Here is a 22010-nt window from a genome sequence, read left to right on the forward strand (position 1 = left end):
AATACAATTGAATAATTACGCTTCTTTAAACCCTGCTATTTTTTGAACTTCAATACCTCGGAGCGCCCTTTTTTGAAGATTTTATTGCTATATACTTTGCCTTTTCGAAGTCTTTTTTGCTCTTTATAGGGCAACGCATGGATCTTCTTGCATTCATCTGAACAACAATGGTTCATTTTCGCTCCGCATTCGTCGCATTGGATAAACAACAGATGGCATGCCTCATTGGCACAGTTTACATGAACATCGCAAGATTTACCACATTGGTGGCATTGTGCGATCACATCCTCGGAAATACGTTCCCCTCTTCTGTGATCGAAAACAAAGTTCTTTCCAATAAACTTATTCTCAAGGTTTTGGTCTTTTGCCTGCCTTGCATACTCAATAATTCCACCCTCTAACTGAAATACATGCTTAAAACCCTTGTGTTTATAATAGGCACTGGCCTTTTCACAGCGGATTCCTCCTGTGCAATACATGACCAGGTTTTTATCTTCCTTGAATTCCTCCAGATCCTTTTCGATGATATCCAAGGAATCGCGAAAGGTGTCCACATCCGGGGTAATGGCATTTTTAAAATGCCCTATCTCGCTTTCGTAGTGATTCCGCATATCGACCAAAAGGGTATTGGGATCCTCGATCAATTCATTGAATCTTTTTGCATCCACGTGAACGCCCTTATTAGTCACGTCGAAGGTTGCATCATTCAAACCATCGGCCAATATTTTATTCCTGACTTTTACCTTTAATTTCAAGAAGGACTTATTGTCTTGTTCAATGGCAATATTCAATCGCACATCTTTCAAAAAAGAGATACTGTCTAAATGCGCCTTGAAGGCTTCGAAATTATCCGCCGGAACCGATAATTGGGCATTTATACCCTCATGGGCCACATAAATACGCCCAAGAACATCGAGCTCGTTCCAGTTCAAGAACAGATGGTTCCTGAAAATTGATGGATTTCCTATATGTGCATATTGGTAAAAGGAAATGGTCAGGCGTTCCTTTCCGGCCTGTTCAATAAGGGTTTCCCTTTCCTTTGCACTTAAAGTATTGTACAGTTGCATGCTATACCAATCGTTAAGTTAAAGAATAGTTTAGGCCGCAAAGATAGTATAATCGTTACACTATTTTCGTGCTTATGATTTTAACGGGACAAGCCAATTGCGCCTGCTTGCAGGGTTCATAAATGGCATTGTCATGTGATTTGATGGTAAAAAACCCTTTTTTTTCCATTGATTTCAACAGAACGCATTTTCCATCCTTCTTGGACATTTGAAATTGTTCAGGGGCCAATTCCACACAATAGTTGCACCCAATGCATTTTTTTCGCTGCAAGGTAACGACAACCATTATTCCTTTACGATTTTATACAATTTGTCCGAAGGCCGAACCTTAAATCCCGTTGGAAAAGTACAATTATTCCCTTTTTCGGCTATTCTTGTTTGTAGGTCGTCTACCATAACCTCTTGCAATTCCAGTTCTTTCACACCGGTGGTTGGCCCGGTGATCAATAAGGTATCACCGACCTTTATATCAAAAGCCTCGATCTTGAATTCCGCGATACCAGGCCTGGGGTAATAATGCACCCCTTTACCCACATACAATTTCTTTTGGGTGGCCTGTGTGCCCGGGCCATCGCTCCATTCCCCTAGTTTCTGACCGAGATAGTAGCCCCCCCAAAAGCCTCGATTATACACTTTTTCCAATGCCTTCATCCAAGTATCTACTTTTTCCTGGGTGAATGTCCCCTGGTCATGGGCATCGATAGCCTCTCTATAGGTTTTTGTAACCGTCGCCACATATTCAGGCGCCCTACCTCGGCCTTCTATCTTCAATATCTTAACGCCAGCATCGATTATCTGGTCTAGAAAATCCAAGGTGCACAAATCCTTGGGCGACATCATGTATTCATTATCAATCTCGATCTCAAAACCACTTTCTTGATCGATAACCGTATATTTTTTTCGGCAATTCTGCTTACAAGCCCCCCTATTCGCCGATGAGTTATGGGAATGCAAACTTAGATAGCATTTTCCCGAAACCGCCATACATAATGCCCCATGCCCGAAAACCTCAACCTCGACCAAATTGCCCGAAGGTCCTTTTACGCCTTCCTTTTGTATTTGTGCACAGATATTCTTGATCTGTCGCAAACTCAATTCACGGCTTAGAACAACGGTATCGGCAAAAAGCGAATAAAACTTGACGGCCTCAATATTGGTTATGTTTATTTGGGTCGAAATATGAACCTCCATCCCTATTTGTCTGGCATAGGCGATAACCGCCTGATCCATGGCAATAACTGCGGTGATATCCGCTTTTTTGGCGGCATCCAAAACCGTTTTTATTACAGACAGGTCATGATCGTAGATGATGGTATTCAACGTTAGATACGTTCTGATCTTCTTTTTGCTACAACGGCGCGTAATCATGGGCAGATCTTCCAGGGTGAAATTGATGGTCGCCCGTGCCCGCATGTTCAATTGCTCAACACCAAAATAGACCGAATCCGCCCCGTTATCGATAGCCGCTTGTAGGGATTCGAAATTCCCAGCGGGGGCCATTAGTTCTATCTTTCCATTTCTTGTCATAACTTCAAATCCCTGTATTTTTTGGACTGCAAAGATACATTTTATAGGCAAATAATCATCCTATCCCTTTAAAATCAGGGTCCTAGTTGGCAAGCAACTAACGGCAGAAGGCTACTAAAATCGCCTAAACCTTACCCCCCGCAAAATATTAGGGTCTGCTCTCCCCTGCATTTTGAGCGTCTTCGTTTAATTACATTTTTGGAAATAAAAAAGAGCCTTGAGATTTCAAGACTCTTTATTGGCCACCCCATTTTTTTTCTTTTTCATAACATTCTTACAAATGCAAAAAAGGAAATGACCACCACTGCCCACTGTCCGAAGACAAATGGTTCGTATATTGAGTTAGTATATACCATTTTTAGTAAGATGTGCATTTTTTAAAAAGGTTGCGTTGGTTATCCTACCCATTTGCCCTATCAGTGCACAAAATAATTTGGAGGCATGGTATTTTGAAAAAAGAAATGGTAAATTAGCGTTCCTAATTTTATATGAGATGAGTTCTGAAAAAGAAGCAAAATTAAAAGCATTAAAACTAACCTTGGATAAACTGGATAAGACCTATGGCAAAGGCGCCGTTATGAAGATGGGGGATAGTGTCGTTGAGGATGTTGAAGTAATACCTTCGGGGTCTTTGGGTCTTGATATCGCACTTGGTGTCGGCGGCTACCCGAGAGGTAGGGTCATTGAAATTTACGGTCCAGAATCATCCGGTAAAACCACCTTAACATTGCATGCCATTGCTGAAGCACAAAAAAATGGCGGTATCGCCGCCTTTATCGACGCGGAACATGCCTTTGACCGTTTTTATGCCGAAAAATTGGGGATTGATATTGACAATTTGATTATTTCACAACCGGATAATGGGGAACAAGCATTGGAAATCGCGGATAATCTTATCCGTTCCGGGGCCATTGATATTGTGGTCATCGATTCAGTTGCCGCATTGACCCCTAAAAGTGAGATTGAAGGGGAAATGGGGGATTCAAAAATGGGATTGCATGCCCGATTAATGTCACAGGCGCTCCGAAAGTTGACCGGCTCGATAAGCAAAACCCATTGTACCGTGATTTTCATTAACCAATTAAGGGAGAAAATCGGGGTTATGTTCGGTAATCCGGAAACCACTACCGGAGGTAACGCCCTAAAGTTCTACGCTTCGGTACGATTGGATATTCGCCGTTCTACACAGATCAAGGATACTGATGGTGCCGTTCAAGGTAACAAAACACGGGTGAAGGTGGTCAAAAACAAGGTGGCCCCTCCTTTTAGACTGGCGGAATTCGATATTATGTACGGTGAGGGCATCTCCAAAATAGGAGAGATCATTGATCTGGGAGTGCAATATGAAATTATAAAGAAAAGTGGTTCTTGGTTCAGCTATGGAGATACCAAACTTGGGCAAGGTAGGGATGCTGTAAAGGCGCTATTAAACGACAATCCCGAATTGTACGAGGAATTGGAGGCTAAAATCCGAGAGGCTATAACAGCCGTTAAATAAGTCCTTTGATTTTTTACCGGTAAGAATGATGAGGCGCCTTTTGGCGCCTTTTTTGTCGATTGGGGCTGAATATTTACGTTCAAAACGACTTTTCTTGTACCTTAACTGTAGTAAACGCAACCATTACCCTATAATTTCATCTTAGAAATAAATAAATCATTAGTTTATGAAAAGGAGATTTATAGCACTTTGGGTGCTTGTGGTAGCACTGACCATTAATTCCTGTGATTTGGGGGATGACGGCCCGAACTTTCGTTTTGTAGCCTTACAGATCGAAAGTGTAGAAATGCCTGAATCATTTGACCTCGATGCAACCTATCAAATTAATGTTACCTATACCTTACCTGATGGGTGTACTTACTTTGAAGGGTTTGATGTAACCAAGGAGGATGTTACCACTAGGGAAGTTGTTGCCATAGGCTCACAAAGAACCGATCAAGAAGTGTGTACAGAAGCTATCCGGACAATAGAAGATTCATTTGATTTTGTTGTGATTTATTCCGAACCTTATTTATTTCGATTCTATCAAGGGGAAGATGCAAACGGAGACCCGCAATTTTTAGAGGTTGTAGTTCCGGTGAACTAGACCATTATAAAAACCTAACCGATATTTTGAGTCTAGAAGAGCTCATAAACAAATGTAAAAAAGGGGATAGGAAGGCACATGAGCAGTTATATAGGCAATACGCCAATATACTGTTCGGTATCTGTCTTAAATATTCACGCAATAAAGCGGAAGCCGAGGATAGCCTTCATGACAGTTTCATGACCATATTCGAAAAGATAGGCCAATATAAATCGAAGGGCTCTTTTGAAGGCTGGATCAAACGCATTACGGTAAACACCGTATTACAGAAATACCGGAAAGTAGAATATTTAAAAGTAGTTTCCGAAAATATAGAGGAAGAGGTAGACGTAGACACCGGATATGCCGATATTGAACTTCAGACCCTACTGAAGTATATACAGGAATTACCAAATAAATACCGATTGACCTTTAATCTCTATGTGTTGGATGGATATTCGCACAAAGAAATAAGTACCATGCTCGGCACATCGCCGGGCACATCAAAATCAAACCTTGCCAGGGCAAGAATGATCTTAAAAGAAAAAATTGAAAATAAAACGACCAAGGCCATTATCAGCATATTGATACTGGCTTTGGGAGGACCTATGTGAAACCGTAGCGGTTGACCACAACAGGTTTAATAACATGAACATTGCTTAACACATAGCAAAATGAGTAAAAAAAACTTGGACAAATTATTCCAAGAGAAATTCTCGAACTTTTCAGACGTCCCTACCGAAAAAGTCTGGAAATCAATAGAGACCTCTTTGAATAAAAAGAAGAAAAGCCGTAAAGTTATCCCCTTTTGGTGGAAACTGGGCGGAATAGCCGCCGTATTGGCAATTGGTTTATTCCTAACCAATCCGTTTAAGGATCATAGCACTGATCCCAATACGATCATCACTGACGTGGATCAGGTAAAGGAGGACCCCCAAAGGCAAATCAAGGAAATTGAGCAATCCCCTATCCCAAAAACACCGGAAATCGTAGAGCAAACTCCATCGGATCATGTTAAAAATGAAGAGACCAATGGGGTCGATGCCAAAACAAAGCCATTCAACACACCCCCTGCGACAGCGACTACCCCTAAAACCCAAGGAGAAGTGGCCAATCGCAAAAACCAAGGACCTTTACTAACACAGCAGCCTGAAATTGCCCAAATCGCAGTCCAGGACGAGGGTGAAACGGACAAAATCGATGAAGGTGAAAATGTCCTTACCAAAGAGCATGAATCCGTTGTGGTCGCTGGTGAACAGGTCGTAGCAAACGATACTGATGCCCATAACCCGTCGGCGGGCCAAAAAAGCGATGAAAACACCCCGGATAACAATGACCTAAACGCTACAGACGATGCCATCGTAGCGGATAAGGATAATGGGACAGAGGAAAAAACCAAAGGGTATAAAAAATTGCTATTTGAAGCTTTGGAAACACAGGAAGATGTGATTTCCGAAGCGAAAGAAAGCAAATGGTCTGCCGGCCCGAGCATTGCACCTGTCTATTTCAATGCGATTGGAAGTGGTTCACCCGTTCATTCGATATTCGTTCCCAATTCAAAATCCGGTGATGTCAACCTGAGTTATGGTCTGGCCGTTTCTTACGAGATAAGCAAAAAACTTTCCATTAAAACGGGCCTTCATAAAGTGGATTATGGCTACAATACCAATGATGTGGAGTTTTCCTCTACCCTGGAGAGTTTCGGGAACGGACAAATTGAAAATATTGACTATAGCAATGCCTCTAGGAATATCATAGTGGATAGTAAAACCAACAGTATAAGTACATTAAGCAGCAAGACCGCCTCGGATGCAGCTGCCCAAAATCCTTCTTTATCAGGGGTGATGGCCCAGCAAATTGGATATTTAGAGGTTCCGTTGGAACTTAAATATGCCCTAGTCGATACTAAATTCGGGGTCGATCTTATTGGTGGTTTTAGTTCATTGTTCCTGGTAGATAACGCTGTTTCGTTAACATCCGGTGAATTAACGACCGAAATGGGTGAGGCCAATAATTTGAATACCATGAATTTCAGTACCAATATAGGATTAGGTGTGAATTATAAGTTTACTTCGAAAATAGAATTGAATATAGAACCCATATTCAAATATCAACTAAATACCTTTTCAGATACTGCCGGTGATTTCCGACCTTTTACCATTGGTGTGTATAGCGGATTGAATTTTAAATTTTAAAGGTTGTTCAACCCCGTGGTTTAAGATGACCCAAACTTCTTAAACCTTGGTGGTATTTAGGGATTTATCCTCTCGGTTTTTTACCAATTCCCGTAGAATTACATTGCGAACCTCTTCTCGTAAGGTCGTTTTGTCCTCATTCTCCAATATTGAAGTCTCAAAAAAGGAATGTACCTTGACCCGAATCAATCCAGGGCCTCCGCTCAAAAAAGTAAAGGAAAAGCGTTTTTTATTGTCATAAAATGTCATGGGTACCACAGGAATATTGTGGGCAATTGCCATCTTAAAGGCTCCATCCTTAAACTCATCCAATAAAATGTGTTCTTCAGGAACCCCTCCCTCGGGAAAAATGCAGATACTCAATCCTTGATCCAATCTTCGTTGGGCCCTGCGATACACACCTGTTCTACTGCGACTATCTTCCCTATCTACCATGATGCATACACGTTTGTAGAAAAACCCGAAAAGGGGGATCTTCACCAATTCCTTTTTGCCGACAAAAACGAAAGGATTTTTACTGATCCTCAGCATCAACATAATATCCAACATACTCGTATGGTTGGCAACCAACATATAGCTTTTGCCCCGAACCAGTTTCTGCTCCCAATATATTTTTTGTGGGCAACCCATGCCCAATAATATGGGTCTTGCCCATAAGTTACGGGCCAACCAGAAAAACTGGGGATATGTTTTTTCCGATATCGTGGTAATCACCAAAAATGGCAAAAAGAGAAGTATGGGCAGTAAGACCAATATATAAAACCAAATGCGGTATAAAGTGAATCCAATATTTTGTACTATACGATGCATTGATCAAAAATAACAATTTGAACCAGTTATTTATGATTTGTTTTACCTTTGTGCTTCTTTAAAACAATGCAATGGCAAGAATACTTACTGGCATACAAAGTACAGGTGTACCACACCTGGGGAATATCCTAGGTGCTATCATCCCAGCCGTAAAAATGGCACAGGATCCCAAAAACGAATCTTTCCTATTTATTGCGGATATGCATTCCCTGACCCAAATTAAAAATGGTGATGAATTAAGGAACAATACGTATGCAACCGCAGCTACTTGGCTCGCTTTTGGATTGGATATCGAAAAAACCGTTTTTTACAGACAGAGCGACGTTGCCCAAGTTACCGAATTGGCCTGGTATCTTAGTTGCTTTTTTCCGTATCAACGGCTAACCCTTGCCCATTCATTTAAGGACAAGGCTGATCGCCTCGCCGATGTGAATGCCGGCTTGTTCAATTATCCTATGCTTATGGCCGCAGATATCTTAATGTACGATGCGAATATCGTACCTGTGGGTAAGGATCAATTACAGCATATTGAAATGACTAGGGATGTTGCGTCACGTTTTCATGCCCAATTTGGTGATACTTTTGTTATGCCAGAAGGCAAAATACATGAGGACACTATGTACGTTCCAGGTACGGATGGACAAAAAATGAGTAAAAGCAAGGGCAACCTTATCAATATCTTTCAACCCGACAAGGCATTGCGCAAACAGATTATGGGCATCAAGACAGATAGTACCCCCATGGAAGATCCCAAAGACCCGGATACCGACAATGTATTCGCCCTTTATAAGATTTTAGCCTCCAAAGAGCAAATCGTTGAAATGAGGTCTAATTATAAAGGTGGAAATTACGGCTATGGACACGCAAAACAAGCTTTGTATGAAGTAATCCTTGAAAAATTTGGGCCTGCCCGTGAAAAGTTCGATTACTATATGAGCCATTTGGATGAGATTGACCAGGCCCTTGAAATCGGTGCTGGGAAAGCCAAAAAAGTGGCCGATGTTGTCCTGAACAGGGTAAGGGGTAAAGTCGGATATTGATTCCTAGAAACAAACCGATCAGTCTGTTATAGCCACTTATATTAGAAATCCATTGAATAGCGACTTCGGTTTTTAGTCCGCACTTCATCGATGAAATGCCTTTTTAACGAACTTTCCAAAGGTCGAAATTAAAAATACAAACTACTTGGTCTGTAAAAAATAAATTGTAGTCCCATTCTCTAGATAGAAAATTCCATTCGAATGACTCCCTATATATACTTCTTAAACCACTTCGAACAGTTTTCCGGGCAAAGGGCGAACAATCCCTTTCATTTCCATATTTAAAAGGGTGGAAGAAACCTTAAAAATGGGAAGTTGGCAATCTAACGCAATAGTATCCAATAGTTGTTTTCCCTCTTTCTGCAAATACGTATAGATCGTTTTCTCAATGTTATCCAATTCAACGAACAATTGTTGCTGTATCACCTTGGTTTCCTTTTGATCCAATTCCCAATCCAATAAATAAATCAAATCGGCGGCCGATGTGATCATATGGGCCTTTTGTTGTTTTATAAGATTATTACAGCCCGAGCTGTATTTATCCTGCGCCCTACCCGGGACTGCAAATACTTCCCGGTCATAACTATTCGCGATATCGGCCGTTACCAAGCTGCCCCCTTTTTCTGCAGATTCAACAACAACGGTAGCCTCGCTCATACCTGCGATTATTCGGTTGCGCTTTAGGAAATTCTCCCTATCCGGATTACTTGAACTCCAAAATTCAGTCATAAAACCTCCATTTTTTTGAACCTCATAGACGTACATCGCGTGTACCTTCGGATACATCTGGTTTAATCCATGGGCCAAACAACCTATGGTCTGTAATCCATGTTTTAAGGCGGTTTTTTGGGCGCAGATATCAACCCCATAGGCAAATCCGCTTACGATGATGGGGTCTAGAGGAGCCAAGTCCTCAATCAACTGTTCACAGAAAGCCATCCCGTAACTTGTAATATTCCTTGTACCTACAATACTTATAATCTTCCGTTCTTCTAGATCTATATTACCCTTTTTGAATAAGATCAATGGGCTATCGATACAGTGCTTTAAATATCTAGGGTATTCATTATCGGTAAAATAGGTGTAAGCGATTTCATGATCTAAAATATACTGCACTTCCTTCTCGGCAGCTTCAAGATGTTCGGCATCATGAAGGCCCTTTATTGTAAGAGTACCTATACCATCGATCTTTAGCAAGTTCTTCAAGGTATCGGAGAAAACGGCAGTTGGACTACCGCAGTGCGATATGAGTTTTTTGGCAGTGACATCGCCAATATTCGGAATGTTCTGCAATCTTAATACCGCAATTAATTCATCTGTAGTCATTTATCTTGCGTGCTTAGTTATCCACAAATTACCAAAAATAATATGTTAATAAAAAGTGGTGTTGAAGCTATTGAACCACTATAATTTTTATAATATTTGTTACGATGGTCTTAGAACGCTATATCTCCGATTTACTTTATCGATATAACTGTGTGGTCGTGCCCGGTTTTGGTGGCTTTTTGTCCCAATATAAATCCTCCGTACATAATATACAGAGCCATTCGTTTTCCCCTCCTTCAAAATCCTTGTCATTCAACAAACAATTATCCTCCAATGACGGCCTTTTAGTGTCTTATATGGCCGAGGTGGAAAAGTGCACCTATGAGGAAATGCTAGAAAAGGTAACGACCGTGGTGGACACATGGAAGCATACCTTAAATCAGGGGAATCGTTTAACATTGGAGAACCTTGGTGACCTAAAATCTAATAAGGATGGGAGAATTTTATTCCAACCGTCCTATCAACTCAACCATTTGACGTCTTCCTTTGGATTGTCATCCTTTGTTTCAACCCCTATTGCTAGGGAAGTCTTGAAAAAAGAGGTACTTGCCATGGAGGAAAAAGTTCCTTTTATCATTACCCCAGAACGTAGAAAGGAAAATTCCCTACGCCCTTATTTAAAATATGCCGCTATATTTCTCTTAGCCCTATCAACGGGGTTGACAGGATATAGATTATATAACGAAGGGTTAAACCAACGACAACTGGTCGTTGAAAAGGCCCAGGAAAAGGTTGCTAAAAGCATTCAGGAAGCCACCTTTTTTGATACTGCCCCTTTAGAGTTACCTACATTAACCCTAAAAGTTGTTTCTGAAAAACCGCAATTGGGAATACACCACATAGTTGCGGGAGCTTTCCGGTACAAGGCAAATGCGGATAAAAAAATCCGACTTTTGAAAAGACGTGGATTTGATGCCCGTTATCTTGGGACCAATAATCATGGTTTGCATATGGTCACCTACAGCAGCCATAGCGATGTTGATGAGGCCCTGCAAAACCTTAGATCGATCAAAAATACGCAATCCCAAGATGCGTGGTTATTATCCATTCGATAGTACTATTTTTCCGTACATCCTCTGTTAAATAGGTATCTTTGCATAAAAATTTATTATGCAGGCCAAAAATCCCAGCGATTCACGTACGATAATGACCGATTTGGTACTCCCCAGTGAGACCAACCCACTGAACAATCTGTTCGGAGGTGAGCTTTTGGCCCGTATGGACAGGGCGGCTAGTATTGCGGCACGTCGTCATAGCCGAAAAATTACCGTGACGGCTTCTGTAAACCATGTGGCCTTTAATCAAGCCGTCCCCTTGGGTAGCGTCGTCACTGTGGAAGCTGCCGTTTCAAGAGCTTTTAAGACTTCGATGGAGGTTTACATCGATGTTTGGATGGAGGACCGGTATAATGGAAAACGTTCAAAGGCGAATGAGGCCATTTATACCTTCGTAGCCGTAGATGAGACCGGCAAACCCATTGAGGTTCCTCCGTTAGAACCGGTTACCGACTTGGAAAAAGAACGGTTCGCGGCCGCATTGCGTCGGAAACAACTGAGCTTGGTGTTGGCAAAGAAAATGAAACCCAGTGAAGCCACGGAACTCAGGGCCTTGTTTATGGAGAGTGGGAAATAAGGTTAAAAAGCTGCCTTCGTTTATCTAAGGGTTACATTAAAAATCAAAGGTGTCGGGGTCGGGCCCGAATCTTTTAGATTTTTCGAGTCCGTCTAAATAAGCCATATCCGCTTTTGACAATTCAAAATCAAAAATATCGGCATTGGCAATAATCCGCTCTTTCTTGACCGACTTGGGTATGGTCACCACCCCTTTTTGAAGATTCCATCGTAACACGACCTGGGCGGGGGATTTACCATACTTTTCCCCCATCTTCTTAATACTATCCAGATTGAAGATATGGCCCTGCATCAGAGGTGACCAAGCTTCATATTGTATTTGATGGGCATTGCAGTAATCGATGAGATCTTGTTGCACTAAATAGGGGTGAAACTCCATTTGATTGACCATAGGTACAATTTCCGCGGACAACAATAAATCCTCCAAATGGTGTTTCAAAAAATTACTGACCCCAATAGCCCTTATTTTCTTTTGGCGGTACAGGTGCTCTAAGGCACGCCATGTATCCTTGAACTTGCCTTTCACCGGCCAATGGATCAAGTACAAATCCAGATACGCCAAATCCAAGCGCTCCAGACTCTCATTAAAAGCTTTGAGGGTGCTTTCATACCCCTGGTCAGCATTCCAGACCTTACTGACTACAAAAATGTCCTCCCTATTGATTTCGCTTTGCTTGATTCCCTCCCCGACCCCTTTTTCGTTATTATAAATAGCCGCCGTATCAATATGCCTATAACCTGCTTCAATCGCCCATTTTACAGCATTGATGACTTCTTGCCCATCTTCGGACAAATAAACGCCCAAGCCAAAATAGGGCATTTTTATACCGTTATGCAGTTCAAAAGTTCCTTTGAGATCTGTGATTCTTTTAAGCCTAGTAGTCATATAAAGAAATTATAGTTGATACACCCATTCTTCGGGATTCAAGCGGGATGTATCTTGATAAAGATAGAATTTTAGTCGTGTTTGGCCATTAGACCGATTGGTATATATTTTGCCCAGTTCTGCCTTGATGCCGACCTTGTCCCCTTTTTTTACATAGAGGTCCGATAAGTTGTAATACGTACTGATAAAGTTGCCGTGTTTTATTTGCACCCCTTTATTACCCCCAGGGACCGAAAGTATCGCGATTACCTCACCCTCAAAAATGGCCCTGGCCTTTGCGCCTTCGTCCGTAGTTATGATTACACCATTGCTTTGATGCTTAATACCGGGATAGACAGGATCTTTATAGATTCCGAAACCTTGACTTTTTATCCCTTTTTCGACGGGCCAAATGAGTTTTCCCTTGTTCGCTGAAAAATTATTCGCAACTAAGGTCGCTTCGGGGGTTAATACAAATTTATTCGATGAAACACTGCCTGTCTTGCCGGTCCCTGCCTCCTTATTGGAAGCGGCAATGGCGCTGCGAATCAACCTCTCGATCTGTTGGTCTATTTTACGGGCTTCCCTTTTTTTCTGATCTATAGCCCTGGCATATTTACTTTCATTCTTTCGAATACTACCCAATAGCTCCTTTTGGCTATTCATTTCCTTCATTAATTGGGCTTTGGCCCTGTTGTTCGTTGCTACCAATTGGTCTTTTTCCTTACGTTGGTTGGTAAGGTCCACATTCAATTGGGTTAGCTCATCGGTCTTACTTATGATCTTTTCGCCTTGTTCCTTGCGGTACTGCGTATATTGTTTCATGTACTGCATGCGCTTAAAGGCTTGGTAAAAATTCTCGGAAGACAACAGGAACATCAATCTACTTTGCTGCGATTTATTCTGATACGACTTTTGTATCATCGTGGCATATTCCTCCTTCAATACATTAAGATCCTCCCGTAATTTTGAGATATTCCGGATATTGGCATTTATCTGCCTGTTCAATAAGTTCGATTGTTGGTTGGTGACCCGAATCAATTGTTGGCGTACATTGATTTTTTTATCCAATGCCTCCATTTGGTCCAAAACATTGCCCTTCTCCTTTTTTTCCGCAAACAATAGACGGTTTATTTCGCTTATTTCTTTTTGAAGTTGTTCCCTTTTCGCTTCCAATGCCTTCTGTTCATTAGTTTGTGCGTAGGAGGTCTGTATCGATAGTAACGTCGATAACATAAGGAAGCAAACGAAGATAATACGTCTACAGGGCATCGGTTTTTATTTCTATCTTTTTAAAACCTTTCGGTATTTTATATGGAAAGTTCAAGGACCGGTTGAACTCGATACTCCGATAATCCAAATCGATGATGTTTTTGGAGTCACCTTCGATGGCCGTGATTATTATTTCATTGGGCAATACCCTATTATTGATTTTCTGATAATTCTGATAGGTAATATCCAATACCCTTTGTTTTAAGGGTTGGGACAATTGCTGGGAAGCTATCTTAAAATTTTCTGGTTCGATCCTATAAAGTGTCTTGAATAATGCCAATTGTTGTTTGGGCTTTAATATATAATCGGATGTTGTATGGGAAATATCATACTTTTCGGTTTTTAAATCAAAAAGGGCCTGGCCCAAAAGTAAATTTTGCATTTTTCCAAAATCCAGTTCCGTACCCAATAAATTACTCAGATAGGAGAAATCCCCGTCAAAATATTCATTCTGAAGTTTGTTGTAAAATGAGACCCTGTTCGGTGTAATATAGGCCTTGACCACCCCTAATGGAGCACTGATCCAAATGGCCTTGTCTTTTTGCATTCGTAAACTAACGGTAACACTTTTCGTGGACTCCCCATCAAAATAACCGATTTTCATTCTACCACTCAAGGTGTTGAAGCGGATTTGATTTTGATAATGTGTTCGGATAACAGCCTTTGCCGACAAGTTTTCCTTGACCGCATCATCGGTGACGATTTTCTTGGATTTACATGAAAATATCAATAGTATCAAAACACTGAATCGTGCCCATCTTATTACGGTAGCCATAGTCTAAAACCCGGGTTTTATCATACGAAGATACATATTTGCCTTCGAAGAATTATTCAAGGCCGTATGCGCATCGACCAATTCCTGATATATTTTGTTCACGAGTGGGATATCATCCAACATATAATCCAAAGCAGCTTCCAATACCTCTATGGCCGCCTTATGGTTGCCCAATTTGTTCAATGCATATCCGTTTTGATAATAAAAATAAGGCTGGGACGGAAAATCCTCCATAGCTTCCTCACTAAGCTCGGCCAATTTGGTATATTCATTTTTTATCATTAAATCGGCCAATTGCCCCTTGAGTTCTTCAATTGGATTGGTTCTTTTTTCTTCATCGATAACCAATTCCTCCTTTTCTTCCTGAACCTCATATTTGCTTATTGAATCCTTGATCTTGGCTGTTAGATCCTTAGTGAACGTAGAGTTTTTGGTGCTGGATAGAATAGTCAACGCCTTTTCATAATTCTTTTGTTTAAAATAGATCAGCGCCAAGTTTTCCCTAAGCTTGTCATTTTCAAGGGGTATGTTGATATCCATCTGATCCAAGGAACTACCTTGCATTTGAATGGCGGTCACCAAGGTATCGAGGTACCATAAATTTTCGGGTTCTGACAACAGGGCGGAAATGGCATAATCCTGCGCCATGGCATATTGCTTGTCTACCAAATAAACCTTGGCCAATTCGTGGTCTACCACAGAATTGGTCGCATCAATCAATTTACATTCCAAAAGCAGGTTGATGGCCTTGTCATAATTCTCGATTCCCTTCTGTTTCAAGGCTTCAAAAAAATGCTCCTGAAACGCATCGGAATAGTCCTCCAAAAAGACCTCAGCACTTTCATCTATATCCATTTCCCGGACCTGTGCCCCTCCCGAAAAAGGAAAGGCCAGTAAAGATAAAAGCACTATAGCATACATTAGTTTCATTATTGGATCTTGAGAAAAACCATTATACTGAATAACGGGTTAAAATTATCAATAAGTATTCCAGAGATTTCAACTTTTTTGTTAAAACACCCTTAAAGCCTTTTTGATGCCGGCAAATTGGGAAAATTAACAAAACAATTTGGCGATATTCTTACTTTGTTCCGGTACTTCCAAAGCCTCCTGTGCCCCTACTGGTATCGGATAATACGTCGACCTCATTCCATTCCGCACGTTCATGCTTTGCAATGACCAGTTGGGCTATGCGTTCCCCATTTTTAATGGTAAAAGGTTCGTTGGACACATTGACCAAAATAACCCCAATCTCGCCGCGATAGTCCGCATCTACCGTTCCAGGGGCATTGAGTACTGTAATTCCCTTTTTGGCGGCTAAGCCACTCCTAGGGCGCACCTGGGCTTCATAACCGATGGGCAACTCAATGAAAAGTCCGGTCTTAACAATAGTTCGCTCCAAGGGTTGTAGAATAATGGACTCCGGATTATTGGCCCTTAAATCCATGCCAGCCGAAGCCTTGGTTTCATAATGGGGCAAGGCATGGGTCGATTTATTAATGATTTTTATCTTCATTTTTTCAAGAATATTTTTCTAAGGTTATCATTTTCAAGTTTATAAACCATTCCTAAAAATAAAAGCAATAATGGAATGCCAAAGAACAGATTACGGTTAAAAACATAAAATGACAAGAAGGAGAATAGTATAGAGATTGCTAGGTAAAAGGAAATTTTCCTAAAGTTATAGGGGATGGGATAATACATTCTACCAAAAAACAAAGATAGAAGCATCATGCTCCCATAAGCGGAAAGCGTTGCCACAGCTGAAGCCATATACCCAAAATAGGGAATAAATACAAAGTTTATAATGATTGTGATAATCGCCCCGATCATGGAAATATAAGCGCCGATTTTGGTCCTATCGGTAATCTTATACCACACCGAAAGGTTATGGTAAATGCCCAAGAAAAAACTGGCAAGAATGATTATGGGAACAATATCCATTGCTTCCCAATATTTCGGATCCCTTACGAACAATTCTTTGAGAACATCGGCAAAAACGACAACACCCAGTAAAATTATACTCCCTAAAACTACAAAATAGTTGGTTATTTGGGCATATTCCCTTTGAGGATTGGCCGTATTTGAGTGACTGAAAAAGAATGGCTCTATACCCATGCGAAACGCCGTCGCGAACAATGTCATGAACAATGCCAATTTATAACAGGCTGAATACATGCCCACTTGGCTATCGGCCACATCGGCCGGCAATAGCTTTTCCAATAAGATCCTATCGAAAACTTCATTTATAGTAAAAGCAACGCCGGCCACTAGCACAGGGAGGGCATATTTTACCATTTTCTTCCATATTATTTTATCGAATACATACTTGGTCTTAACATACAATTTAAGCATTAACAGAAGCGTTAGTGCGCTTGCAATCAGGTTTGCAATGAATATATAGGATATTTCAAAATCAGGTTTGTAGATACTTCCCCATAGCCCGCCCGGGTTAGAAGTGGCGGCCTTTGGCAAAAAGTACAGGAAAAATACATTCAAGCCAAGATTAACAACAACGTTCAATATTTTCACTACAGCGTAACGCATAGGTTTTTCAGTTGCACGTAACCATGCAAACGGAATAATGACCAACGCGTCTAACGTCAATATCAAAATTGCAAATTTCAGGTAATATGGATTGATGCCCGATGCCTGGGCAATCCCTTTTTGAAGCAATAGGGCAAAGACCATAAACAATAGGGTCGTACCCGCAATAGACAATAAGGAAGTGGCAATCACCCTTTCGCGCTTATCAGAGCCATTGTAGAAGCGGAAAAATGCCGTTTCCATCCCATAGGCCAAAAACACATTGAAGATAGCAAACCAGGCATAAATGACAGAAAGTTGACCATAATCCGCGGTTTCCAATATATCAGTATGGAAGGGCAATAACAGAAAGGAAAGCATCCTCGGCAAAACAGTTGCCAAACCATAGATAGCGGTCTGCTTAAAAAGTTTCTTAAAGAGGTTCAATCAAGGATAATTAGGGTTTAAAAATAGGTATTTATACCAAGGCGACAAAGCAGATTTGATTTATGACAATATGGCCAAAAAAAACCCCACATAATGTGAGGTCTGTATATTAATACGATTGTGGTGCTTTTGATTACCAAAGATGATATTTGGATTGCACCCCATATGTTATGTTATTAATTGTTCAATGCTTCCGCTCCACCAACGATCTCTAGGATTTCATTGGTAATCGCTGCTTGTCTTGCTTGGTTATACGTCAATTTGAGTTGATCTCTCAACTCGGTTGCATTATCAGTTGCTTTGTGCATTGCCGTCATACGGGCACCATGCTCACTGGCAAACGAATCGCGCACTGCTTTGTACAACTGTGTTTTAAGGGATTTTGGAATCAATTGTTCTACAATATCCGCTTTGGAAGGTTCAAAGATATAATCGGAACTTGAACCTTGGGTTTCTGTAGCTGGGACTATGGGTAAAAACTGCTCTGACATGACTATTTGGGTCGCAGCATTCTTGAACTTGTTATATACCAATTCAATCCTGTCATAGGATCCATTCTTAAACAACTCCATCATTTCCTCGGCAATAAATGCGACATTCTCAAAAGTCAAATGATCAAAGACATCGCTATGGTTAGCCACAATTCTTCCCTTTTTGCCTAAAATATCGTTGGCTTTCTTTCCAATGGCCATATAATCGACCTGCTTTCCTTGGAAAGTTTCAGTGGCCAAAGTTGTACTCTGCTTAATGATATTGGTATTAAAAGCGCCACATAATCCACGGTTCGAAGTAATTGCAACTACCAATACTTTCTTAATCGGACGATTATCGGCATAGGCACTACCGGTATCCGCATCCAAACTACCACTTAAGCTTTGTAATAGCTCAGTAAGCTTGTTCGCATAGGGTCTCATCGCGGTAATGGCGTCCTGTGCCTTCTTTAACTTTGCGGCAGATACCATTTTCATGGCACTGGTTATCTGCATCGTTGAAGAAACCGATGATATCCTGTTTCGTATTTCCTTTAAGTTGGCCATTTTTTTTAATTATGAATTCAGAATTCTTAATTAAGAATTTTTGATTATTGTAACTAACATTTTAATTAACTCTTCGCATTTGAACTTTAATTGACTTGGAATCTCTATTATCGTTTCTTCTATAATATCCAACCAATATGCTGTTTCATCTGCTTCCTTAAGTGCAATTCCCAATTTATTTTTGAAATCCTTAATACTTACTCCTCTCTGGGATTCCCTCACATTAGCGCCAATACTTGTTCCACATTTTATCAATTGATGGGCAATCTCAAACTCCTTCTTTTCTCTAAGAATCCGACAAAAAAGAACTATTTCACATCCAAAATAAAAACTTTTATCTACGATTGGGTTGTTCTTTTCTTGATATCCCATCCTTCTTATTCTGAATTCAGAATTCAGAATTCTTCATTTAATTCCTGTACTTTCCTGTCAAATCCTTGCAAACCGAGGTTAATGTTTCGATAGCCTCATCGGTTAACTTGCCCGCTTTAAGCAAATCCAATACACCCCTATGCTTGGCATTCATAAATTGAAGGAAATCGTTTTCAAACTCCTTTACTTTTTCAACGGGGACATCACGTAATAGGTTTTTAGAACCTGCATAAATAATGGCCACCTGATCTTCGACCTTAAAAGGGTCATTTTGTGCCTGTTTAAGGATTTCAACATTACGTCGTCCTTTTTCTATCACGTTCAATGTTGCCGCATCCAAATCGGAACCGAATTTGGCAAAGGCTTCCAATTCCCTGAACTGTGCTTGGTCCAATTTTAAGGTACCAGCAACTTTCTTCATTGATTTTACCTGGGCATTTCCCCCAACCCTGGATACCGAGATACCAACGTTAATCGCAGGACGAACCCCTTGGTTGAACAAATCTTGCTCCAAGAATATCTGTCCGTCGGTGATGGAAATTACGTTTGTTGGAATATAAGCCGATACATCACCTGCTTGGGTCTCGATAATGGGGAGTGCAGTAAGTGAACCTCCACCTTTAACCATAGATTTTAATGGGTCGGGTAAATCATTCATGTTTTTTGCAATCTTATCGTCTGCGATTACCTTGGCAGAACGTTCCAATAATCTGGAATGTAAGTAGAATACATCCCCAGGGTATGCCTCACGTCCTGGTGGACGTCTTAATAGTAATGATATCTCACGATACGCTACTGCCTGTTTGGAAAGGTCGTCATATATAATCAAGGCCGGTCTACCAGTATCCCTGAAATATTCTCCAATAGCGGCGCCTGCAAACGGAGCATATACTTGCATGGGGGCAGGATCCGATGCGTTGGCGGCAACTATTGTTGTATATGCCAATGCGCCCCTGTCTTCCAAGACCTTCGCAATATTCGCCACGTTAGAAGCCTTTTGGCCAATCGCAACATAGATACAATAAACAGGTTCCCCTGCATCATAAAATTCCTTTTGGTTCAGGATGGTATCGATACAAACCGTTGTTTTACCTGTTTGACGATCGCCAATGACCAGTTCCCGTTGTCCACGACCAACTGGGATCATAGCGTCAATAGCCTTTATACCTGTCTGTAAAGGTTCTGTAACTGGCTGACGGAAAATTACCCCTGGAGCTTTACGCTCTAAAGGCATTTCAAGCAATTTACCCGAAATTGGTCCTTTACCATCGATAGGAGATCCCAAGGTGTCGACTACTCTACCAACGATGCCTTCACCAACTTTGATCGATGCGATTCGTTGGGTACGTTTTACGACGGCCCCTTCAACGATTTCCTTGGAATGGCCCAAAAGTACAACCCCTACATTATCTTCTTCCAGGTTCAAAACGATACCTTCAAGGCCACCCTCGAACTCAACTAATTCACCATATTGTACATTGGAAAGTCCATATACCCTTGCAATACCATCACCTACTTGCAAAACGGTGCCTACTTCGTCTAAAGTAGCGTTTGCTTCAAATCCTGATAGTTGCTGTTTTAAGATTGCTGATACCTCAGCGGCTTTTACTCCTGCCATTTGTTTTAGATATAAAGTTTTAGGCTTCTTGCGCCTTAAAAAATATTATAGACTATTTGTAAATTCCCTTTTTAGATTGCTCAATTTATTGGCGATACTAGCATCAAATTGTAAATCCCCGACCCTTAAGACAAAACCACCGATGATACCCGCATCGATTTTGTTCTCAATAGTAACCTTATTGCCGGTTATTTTGGTTACTTGCGCCAATATTTTCTTTTCCAATTCCGCCGTTAATGCCACAGCTGTAGTTACAAAAGCTACATCTTGACCTTTTAATTTCTCATTGAGAATGATGTACTTCAGCGCCACCTCGTTCAACATCCCGATTCGTTTGTTGCTTCCGAGAAGACCTATCAAACCTTCGGTAACTGGGTGCACGCCTTTAAAAATACCTTTTAAGGCTTTCTTTTTGGACTCGGCCTTTATAATCGGGCTCGCCAACATATCCTTTAATTCCCTACTATCGGAAATAGTTTTGACCACAGAACGCATATCATTTTCGACAGCAGTTGTTGCCTTGTTTTCAACGGCAATATCCAAAATTGCTTTCGCGTATCGTATGGCGGCTCTCGTATCGTTCATTCTCGATTAGTTCAATTTAATATCGCCCAACATATCGTCGACCAATTTCAATTGCTTGTCTTTATTGGCCAATTGCTCTTTGATGACTTTCTCGGCGATATCAATGGATAGTTCCGCCACTTGGTTCTTTATATCCGCAACTGCGGATTTCTTTTCACTCTCAATGGCAGCTTGTGCCTGCTTTATCATTTTATCACCTTCGATCTTCGCTTGCTCTTTTGAATCGGAAATCATTTTGTCTTTGATTTCACGGGCTTCCTTTAACATGGCTTCGCGCTCAGCACGGGCTTCCTTTAACAATTTCTCACTGTCCGCGGTTACATTCTGCATTTCTTTTTTTGCGTTTTCAGCAGCGGCCAAGGCATCCTTAATACCATCTTCCCGATCGTTCACGGCATTCAAAATAGGTTTCCATGCGAACTTTCGCAGTAATAAAAGCAAAAGAACGAACAAAATAATCTGCCAAAAGAAAAGGCCGAATGAAAAGTCATTTACTAATTTTTCCATAATGTTTTGTTATGCTATCCCCTAAATTTTAAAACAATAACAAACAGTTATGACCAACCGTCATAACTGTTTGTTTTTCTTGTCTCGTTTATCCGGCAAAAATAGCGGCGAAACCAATTCCTTCAATAAGCGCTGCTGCTATCAACATCGCTGTTTGAATTTTTCCATAAGCTTCAGGCTGACGGGCAATAGCTTCCATTGCCTTTCCACCAATCATTCCGATTCCGATACCAGCACCGATAACCGCTAAACCTGCACCTATTACACTAGGGATTTCCATAAAATATATATTAAAAATTAAACATTCAATTTTATTGCCTACTTTTAAATAACGGCATCACATTTTC

Annotated in this window: 24 protein-coding genes; 7 read left to right on the plus strand and 17 right to left on the minus strand. The window is 40.9% G+C overall.

The genetic code is table 11. From position 1 onward, the window contains the following. Positions 1–35: 35 nt before the first annotated feature. From trhO to HPE63_RS07690, 3 genes are read right to left on the minus strand one after another with little or no spacing between them, the layout of a single operon-like run. On the minus strand, positions 36–1067 hold the full coding sequence (trhO, locus tag HPE63_RS07680) for an oxygen-dependent tRNA uridine(34) hydroxylase TrhO (protein ID WP_188313666.1): 1032 nt from the start codon (positions 1065–1067) through the stop codon (positions 36–38). Positions 1068–1122: 55 nt separating this feature from the next. Then, positions 1123–1353 carry a ferredoxin gene (locus HPE63_RS07685; RefSeq protein ID WP_188313667.1) on the minus strand — a complete coding sequence of 77 codons (231 nt, stop codon included), beginning with the start codon at positions 1351–1353 and terminating at the stop codon, positions 1123–1125. Beyond that, positions 1353–2594: a peptidase U32 family protein gene (locus tag HPE63_RS07690; protein ID WP_188313668.1), complete on the minus strand. Its 1242-nt coding sequence runs from the start codon at positions 2592–2594 to the stop codon at positions 1353–1355. Before HPE63_RS07690 ends, HPE63_RS07685 begins: the two co-directional genes overlap by 1 nt. Positions 2595–3087: 493 nt before the next feature. On the opposite strand from HPE63_RS07690, the gene recA reads away from it, so the two are divergent. The 4 genes from recA to HPE63_RS07710 all read left to right on the plus strand — a co-directional run bounded on the left by recA (position 3088) and on the right by HPE63_RS07710 (position 6852). Then, positions 3088–4092, plus strand: coding sequence for a recombinase RecA (recA, locus tag HPE63_RS07695; RefSeq protein WP_188313669.1), 1005 nt, complete (start codon positions 3088–3090; stop codon positions 4090–4092). Between the two features lie 166 nt (positions 4093–4258). After that, the gene (locus HPE63_RS07700; RefSeq protein WP_188313670.1) at positions 4259–4678 is read left to right on the plus strand and encodes a hypothetical protein; all 420 of its coding nucleotides are present in this window, start codon (positions 4259–4261) and stop codon (positions 4676–4678) included. A 26-nt stretch (positions 4679–4704) separates the two neighbouring features. Next, the gene (locus HPE63_RS07705) at positions 4705–5271 is read left to right on the plus strand and encodes an RNA polymerase sigma factor (protein ID WP_188313671.1); all 567 of its coding nucleotides are present in this window, start codon (positions 4705–4707) and stop codon (positions 5269–5271) included. A gap of 60 nt (positions 5272–5331) precedes the next feature. Further along, a complete protein-coding gene (locus HPE63_RS07710; protein WP_188313672.1) occupies positions 5332–6852 on the plus strand; it encodes an outer membrane beta-barrel protein in 1521 nt (506 codons plus the stop codon). Between the two features lie 39 nt (positions 6853–6891). On the opposite strand, the gene HPE63_RS07715 is transcribed toward HPE63_RS07710, so the two are convergent. Beyond that, positions 6892–7662 (minus strand): lysophospholipid acyltransferase family protein, encoded by a 771-nt coding sequence (locus HPE63_RS07715; RefSeq protein ID WP_188313673.1) that lies wholly within the window; start codon positions 7660–7662, stop codon positions 6892–6894. Between the two features lie 71 nt (positions 7663–7733). Between HPE63_RS07715 and trpS the strand changes: the two genes are divergently transcribed. Beyond that, positions 7734–8702: a tryptophan--tRNA ligase gene (gene trpS / locus HPE63_RS07720; protein ID WP_188313674.1), complete on the plus strand. Its 969-nt coding sequence runs from the start codon at positions 7734–7736 to the stop codon at positions 8700–8702. 222 nt (positions 8703–8924) lie between these two features. On the opposite strand, the gene dprA is transcribed toward trpS, so the two are convergent. Then, positions 8925–10028 (minus strand): DNA-processing protein DprA, encoded by a 1104-nt coding sequence (dprA, locus tag HPE63_RS07725; protein WP_188313675.1) that lies wholly within the window; start codon positions 10026–10028, stop codon positions 8925–8927. Between the two features lie 104 nt (positions 10029–10132). Here dprA and HPE63_RS07730 point away from each other — a divergent pair, with 104 nt between their 5' ends. Together HPE63_RS07730 and HPE63_RS07735 are read left to right on the plus strand one after the other, a co-directional pair. After that, on the plus strand, positions 10133–11083 hold the full coding sequence (locus HPE63_RS07730) for an HU domain-containing protein (RefSeq protein WP_188313676.1): 951 nt from the start codon (positions 10133–10135) through the stop codon (positions 11081–11083). 55 nt (positions 11084–11138) lie between these two features. After that, on the plus strand, positions 11139–11660 hold the full coding sequence (locus HPE63_RS07735; RefSeq protein WP_188313677.1) for an acyl-CoA thioesterase: 522 nt from the start codon (positions 11139–11141) through the stop codon (positions 11658–11660). Positions 11661–11696: 36 nt separating this feature from the next. Here HPE63_RS07735 and HPE63_RS07740 read toward each other — a convergent pair whose 3' ends face one another. The 12 genes from HPE63_RS07740 to atpE form a co-directional block, all read right to left on the minus strand. Beyond that, positions 11697–12545: an aldo/keto reductase gene (locus HPE63_RS07740; RefSeq protein ID WP_188313678.1), complete on the minus strand. Its 849-nt coding sequence runs from the start codon at positions 12543–12545 to the stop codon at positions 11697–11699. Positions 12546–12554: 9 nt separating this feature from the next. Continuing rightward, a complete protein-coding gene (locus HPE63_RS07745; RefSeq protein WP_223198084.1) occupies positions 12555–13760 on the minus strand; it encodes a murein hydrolase activator EnvC family protein in 1206 nt (401 codons plus the stop codon). Positions 13761–13785: 25 nt separating this feature from the next. Further along, positions 13786–14571 (minus strand): DUF4292 domain-containing protein, encoded by a 786-nt coding sequence (locus tag HPE63_RS07750; RefSeq protein WP_188313680.1) that lies wholly within the window; start codon positions 14569–14571, stop codon positions 13786–13788. A 3-nt stretch (positions 14572–14574) separates the two neighbouring features. After that, positions 14575–15501, minus strand: a complete 927-nt coding sequence (locus tag HPE63_RS07755; protein ID WP_188313681.1) for a tetratricopeptide repeat protein — start codon at positions 15499–15501, stop codon at positions 14575–14577. A 151-nt stretch (positions 15502–15652) separates the two neighbouring features. Then, positions 15653–16087 (minus strand): dUTP diphosphatase, encoded by a 435-nt coding sequence (gene dut / locus HPE63_RS07760; RefSeq protein WP_188313682.1) that lies wholly within the window; start codon positions 16085–16087, stop codon positions 15653–15655. Then, complete coding sequence (locus tag HPE63_RS07765; RefSeq protein WP_188313683.1) at positions 16084–17544, minus strand: lipopolysaccharide biosynthesis protein; 1461 nt, start codon at positions 17542–17544, stop codon at positions 16084–16086. Before HPE63_RS07765 ends, dut begins: the two co-directional genes overlap by 4 nt. Before the next feature lie 176 nt (positions 17545–17720). Next, positions 17721–18581 carry an ATP synthase F1 subunit gamma gene (atpG, locus tag HPE63_RS07770; protein ID WP_188313684.1) on the minus strand — a complete coding sequence of 287 codons (861 nt, stop codon included), beginning with the start codon at positions 18579–18581 and terminating at the stop codon, positions 17721–17723. A 30-nt stretch (positions 18582–18611) separates the two neighbouring features. Then, a complete protein-coding gene (locus tag HPE63_RS07775) occupies positions 18612–18953 on the minus strand; it encodes a four helix bundle protein (RefSeq protein WP_188313685.1) in 342 nt (113 codons plus the stop codon). A 37-nt stretch (positions 18954–18990) separates the two neighbouring features. Beyond that, entirely contained in the window at positions 18991–20571 is a 1581-nt protein-coding gene (gene atpA / locus HPE63_RS07780) for a F0F1 ATP synthase subunit alpha (protein WP_188313686.1), read from the minus strand. Positions 20572–20616: 45 nt separating this feature from the next. Next, positions 20617–21156, minus strand: a complete 540-nt coding sequence (gene atpH, locus HPE63_RS07785) for an ATP synthase F1 subunit delta (RefSeq protein ID WP_188313687.1) — start codon at positions 21154–21156, stop codon at positions 20617–20619. Between the two features lie 6 nt (positions 21157–21162). Then, complete coding sequence (locus HPE63_RS07790; protein WP_188313688.1) at positions 21163–21663, minus strand: F0F1 ATP synthase subunit B; 501 nt, start codon at positions 21661–21663, stop codon at positions 21163–21165. An 88-nt stretch (positions 21664–21751) separates the two neighbouring features. Continuing rightward, a complete protein-coding gene (atpE, locus tag HPE63_RS07795; RefSeq protein WP_089889166.1) occupies positions 21752–21943 on the minus strand; it encodes an ATP synthase F0 subunit C in 192 nt (63 codons plus the stop codon). Between the last annotated feature and the right edge of the window lie 67 nt (positions 21944–22010).

Source organism: Maribacter arenosus, assembly GCF_014610845.1.
Classification (GTDB): Bacteria; Bacteroidota; Bacteroidia; order Flavobacteriales; family Flavobacteriaceae; genus Maribacter_A; species Maribacter_A arenosus.